The 4475-nt window shown below is 71.3% G+C and carries 3 protein-coding genes; all 3 read right to left on the reverse strand.

The window, feature by feature from the left end; all coding sequences use genetic code 11:
- Nucleotides 1-664, reverse strand: a 664-nt coding sequence (locus tag VJT49_RS04140) for an AMP-binding protein (RefSeq protein ID WP_324163330.1), incomplete at its 3' end; no start/stop codon positions are given.
- Nucleotides 665-1011: 347 nt separating this feature from the next.
- On the reverse strand, nt 1012-2712 hold the full coding sequence (locus VJT49_RS04145; protein ID WP_324163331.1) for a bifunctional 3-(3-hydroxy-phenyl)propionate/3-hydroxycinnamic acid hydroxylase: 1701 nt from the start codon (nt 2710-2712) through the stop codon (nt 1012-1014).
- 126 nt (nt 2713-2838) lie between these two features.
- A partial coding sequence (locus tag VJT49_RS04150) for a KR domain-containing protein (protein WP_324163332.1) occupies nt 2839-4475 on the reverse strand: 1637 nt, incomplete at its 5' end.

Consider the following 4475-nt stretch of genomic DNA (forward strand, 5'->3'; position numbering starts at 1 on the left):
GAAACAACGGCAACGGCCACAACACCCGATCCCCCACACCCAAACCCAACACCGGCACATAACACGCCGCCACCGACCACAAACAACCCCGCTGCGACGACACCACACCCTTCGACAAACCCGTCGTCCCCGACGTATAGAGCATCCACGCCGGCTCATCCATGCCGAGATCGTCACGAGCCGGGCTACTCGGGTCCGTTGTGGACAATTCGGCGAACGACACCGTGCCCTTCGGGGCGTTCTCGGGCAGCGGCTCGTCGCCGGTCACGAGGACGGCCAGCGGGGAGCGGCCGACCAGCGCCCGCCAGACCTGGTCGAGGTGCTGGGGATCGGTAATCACCACGGTCGCGCCGCTGTCGGCGATGAAGTGGTCCAGCTCGCCGTCCGTGGACTGGGAGTTCAGCGGCACGCCGACCGCACTCGCCCTCGTGACGGCGTAGTAGCTCTCGATGGTCTCGACGCAGTATCCGAGGTAGATGGCCACGCGGTCACCGCGTCGCAGGCCCAGGTCCGCGAGGTGCCCGGCCAGGCGCCGGGTCCGCTGCTCCAGTTCGGCGTAGCTCACGGTGCGACGCGCGTCGGAGCAAGCGGTCTTGTCCCCGATGTCCCTCGCGTGCGCGCGCAGCATCTCGGACAGCGGACGGATCAACTCGGTACGCAGCATGCCACCAACATCCCTCGGCCGATGTGAGACATCCTGACGCGGACGACGAGCCACCGGCCCGCCGCGCGTCAGCGAGACGCCAGAACCATTCCGGCGGCACACTGGTGCGAGGCCGCCTCCAGTCCAGTTTCGCTGGCGATCCGAGCGGAGGACCCCCTAGCCACCCCCTGGGGCATCCCTAAGTTCCCGTGCCGGGCACCGGCAGCAGGGCCGGCGGGGCAGAACAAGGCGACGAACACGATAGTCTACAGTGGACAGAGATGGGCAGAAATGGGCGGGCGTCGCGGACCGGAGGAGCCCGGCCGGATGGCGCCGGGTCCCGCGCCGGATCGGCGGCGGGAACCCGGTCACCTCCGGGCGCCACGCCGGATCCTTACGGAACCATCAGCGCACGGCTGGCGGAACCGGCTCGCAGCCCGCCCACTGAGCGCCGGCGCGGCGACGAGCCGGTCGGCCGCGTCCCGCACCAGGTCCCGCAGCTCCGCCTCGTCCGCCGCGACACCGAAGAGGTAGAAGTCGGGACGCACCAGCGCGGCCACCGCGCCCATCCCGGCGAGGTACGGCAGGTAGGCACCGTCGACGTCGACGACGTCGTGTTCGGCGAGATCGCCGGGGTCGGTGCCTGCCGGCCTCACCCGCACGAGCGTGGTGTCCGTCGCGGCCAGCGACTCCAGCTCGCGCTCACCGAGCAGCGAGGTCACGTCCGCCGTGGTGATCAGCACGAACCCCAGGCCGACCAGCTCGTCGAAGAGCCCCGTCCGGCCGTCCCGAGCCACTCGGGCCTGCGGCGTCGAGTCGCCCGCGTGCTTCGCCGGGCGACCGTCGGCGTCGTGCCGCAGGAAACCGGTCACGAGGGACTTCACGGCCGTCCGCTCCATCGCCGAGGGCTCGATATTCCTGCTGCGCGCGGTCAGCATGGCCGCGTCGCGATCGGCCGCCGCGGCCGGGTTCACCACGCACACCACCTTCCCGAGCTCGACTGACATCGAGACCGCGTGCTGCACGTGGGCCCGGCGCTCGCTGACGTAGGTGTCCAGCACGGCGGCGTCCGCCCGGCCCGCCAGCACGAGATCGAGTTTCCACGCGAGGTTCGCGGCGTCCCGGAAGCCCGAGCACATGCCCTGGCCCGCGAACGGCGGCATGACGTGCGCCGCGTCCCCCGCGACGAGCATCCGACCCGAGCGCCAGCTGTCGGTCCAGCTCGCGCGGAAGGTGTAGACGGCGTGCCGGTCCAGCTGCGCGTTCTCGGGGGTGACGTCGACGAGGCCAAGCAGGCGCCAGGCGTTCTCGACCTTGCCGAAGTCGCTCACCTGCTCGCCCGGCAGGCGCATGAACTCCCAGCGCCGGTGCCCCGGACCGGCGGAGACCGCCGTGCGCGGCCGGGCCGGATCGCAGATCTGCAGGTTGTTCGGCTTGAACTCGCGGGACTCGCGCAAGGTGACGTCGCAGATGAGCCAGTCGCGCGCGAAGCCGAGGTCGGTGGTCGTAGTGCCGATGCGGTCCCGGACGAAGCTGTTGGCCCCGTCGCACCCGATCACCCAGCTCCCGCGAAACGTCCGGCGGGTGCCCTCGGGTGTGTCGGCGATCAGCGCCACACCCTCGTGGTCGTCGATCGAGTCCACCACCGTGTGGCCGCGCAGCACCCGCAGGTTCGGCATGCCCGCGCCACGGGCGATCAGCTCGGCCTCCAGCGCGGGCTGGTAGAACGAGGTCGAATCCGGCCAGGAGCAGTGACCCCGCTCGGCCACGTCGAACTCGATCAGCGTCTCCCCGCGGGCATTGCGCCACGCGTATTCCCGTGACGGCTCACCGAAATCGGCGAACGCGTCCCCGATCCCGGCCGCAGCGAGGATCCGCCCGGCCTCGCTGTCGAACCCCACCGCTCGCGGCAGGGAGAAGGGCTGCGGCCAGCGTTCCAGCACGATCACCTGCCAGCCGTGCCGCGCGAGCAGGACCGCCAGCAGTTGCCCCACCGGGCCGTAGCCCACGATGAGCACGTCCGCGATGGCGTCCCGCTCCGATTCCTGATCAGCGGGCGGCGTAGGCATCGGCACTTCTCTCCCTCTGCGGTGGCATCACGCGGAGTTCTCCGCCGGCGGACTGGTTTTACCAAGGAGACCGAAAGTGGGCCGACCATGCCAACCGGCGGCCGGCCTACGTCTGACCGATCGCCGTCACTTTCGGTCGGATTGGTATCTACCGGCACAGTACGGCGACAGGTCGATGAGGTCGTGCAGCACCACCGGAGCGTGGTGCGCGACGTTCGTGGGGTCGACCCGCAGCACGGACAGCGAGCCGTGGCCGGCGGCGAGCGCGGCGTCGAGCATGACGAGTCCGTCCGAAGTGGACATCACACCGGCACCGGGTAATCTCGAAGGGCCTTCCTCGGCCAGCGGGCCCCATGCCAGCGCCATTCCGGCCAGGCCGCGGCGACGGCGCCGGAACACGAGAGCCTCACCGAAAACGTCCGTCGCGGCTTGCTCCGCGCGGCCGGCCCCGCCCAGCGGTCCGCACGCCGACGTGACGACGACGAACAGCTCCGGAGCGATCGACCTGGTGAGCTCGTGGAGGTTGACGGTGCCGCGGACCACGGATTCCACCGGGTACCGGCTGCTCGGTTCCTCGGCGTGCACGACGCCGGTGACAAGTCGTTTCCGCTTGCCCAGCAAGGCCGCGAGCGTCGCACGGTCGGCCGCCGCACCGGTCCGCAGCGTGATCTCGGTGCCCACGGCGGCGAACTGCGCCACCAGCTCGGCCGCCGTCTCGTCCGGCCAGCCGTCGGCGCTGAGCAGGAGCAGGTGCCGGACGCCGTAGGCGGTCGCGAGGTGGCGCGCGATCGCCGCACCGCGCACCCCGTCCGCGCCCGTGACCAGCACGGTGCCCGCCGGATCGACGACGAGCTCCCGTTCGGGCTCGGTCGGCACCGAGACGCGGGCCAGCCGGGGCACCAGCACGACACCGCCGCGGACGGCCGACTGGGCCTCTCCGCCGGTCACCGCCGTGATCAGGGCTCCGGCCCACCACTGGAAATCGTCGCCCGCGGGCGCGTCGGCATCCACGAGCCGGACGCGGCCGGGATGCTCGGCCTGCGCCGAGCGCAGCACTCCCCACAGTGGAGCGTGCCGCAGCTCGCGCACGTCGTCCTGCTCGCTCGTGACCACCACGCCACGGGTCACCAGCACGACCACCGACGTGGGCAACCGTTCGTCGGCAAGCAAAGCGTCCACCTCGGCGGACAACGCCCGCACGCAGGCGCCCACCGCCTCCGCGACGTCCCCGTTCTCAGCCGCCGCGGGCGGGAGCAGCACCAGCACATCCGGCGCGGGCGCACCCGACGCGACCGCCACGCGGATCTCGTCCGGGGAGGCGTGCACGCTCACGTTCGCCTCGGCCTGGTCCGGCGACGCGGCCGACCGCAGGGCGGCCGCGAACCCGTCACTTCCCGGCCCCGCCACGGCCCAGGAACCCGTCAGCGCGGGCGGGTCGAACCGCAGCGGGCGGGGGACCCAGTCCATGCGCAGGAGCGACTCGTACTCGTCGCTGCCGATCGCGCGCAACCGCGCGGGCAGCTCGAGCAGCACGTGCCGGGTGATCTTCCCGGACGCCGTGCGCGGGATCCGGGCTATCTCGTAGATCTCTTCGGGAACCTTGAAGGGTGACAGCTTCTCGTGGCAGGTGGCGAGTACGTGGGCGGGATCGAAACCGTCCGGTCCCGGTACGACATAAGCGACGGGGACTTCACCGAGTACGTCATGCGGCTTGCCCACCACAGCCGTATCCGCGACACCCGGGACGGTGCGAACAACCTCTT

It is taken from the genome of Amycolatopsis sp. (genome assembly GCF_035276945.1).
Lineage (GTDB): Bacteria > Actinomycetota > Actinomycetes > Mycobacteriales > Pseudonocardiaceae > Amycolatopsis_E.

Bases quoted from the DNA above. Each gene is read 5' to 3' on its own strand.
- VJT49_RS04145 (WP_324163331.1), bottom strand. From the start codon at position 2,712: ATGCCTACGCCGCCCGCTGATCAGGAATCGGAGCGGGACGCCATCGCG.